Consider the following 521-nt stretch of genomic DNA (forward strand, 5'->3'; position numbering starts at 1 on the left):
TAAGCGTACACGGTGGATGCCTTGGCAGTCAGAGGCGATGAAAGACGTATTAACTTGCGATAAGCGTAGATTAGGTAGTAAAAACCATTTGAGTCTACGATTTCTGAATGGGGAAACCCACTAGCATAAGCTAGTATCACTACATGAATACATAGTGTAGTGAGGCAAACCGGGAGAACTGAAACATCTAAGTACCCCGAGGAAGAGAAATCAACCGAGATCCCGAAAGTAGCGGCGAGCGAAATTGGGTTAGCCCTTAAGCTTTTAATGAGACAGGTGAAGCCTCTGGAAAGTGGCGCGATACAGGGTGATAGCCCCGTAACCGACATCTCATCATCAGTGAAAACGAGTAAGGCGGGACACGTGATATCCTGTCTGAATATGGGGGGACCATCCTCCAAGGCTAAATACTACTGACTGACCGATAGTGAACCAGTACCGTGAGGGAAAGGCGAAAAGAACCCCTGTGAGGGGAGTGAAATAGAACCTGAAACCGTGTACGTACAAGCAGTAGGAGCACC

1 rRNA gene is annotated in these 521 nt (G+C 47.8%); it reads left to right on the top strand.

From position 1 onward, the window contains the following. Positions 1 to 521: ribosomal RNA gene (locus PVK63_RS19920) — 23S ribosomal RNA — on the top strand; the annotation flags it as partial.

The sequence above is a fragment of the Aliivibrio sp. S2TY2 genome (assembly GCF_028765525.1).
GTDB lineage: Bacteria > Pseudomonadota > Gammaproteobacteria > Enterobacterales > Vibrionaceae > Aliivibrio > Aliivibrio finisterrensis_A.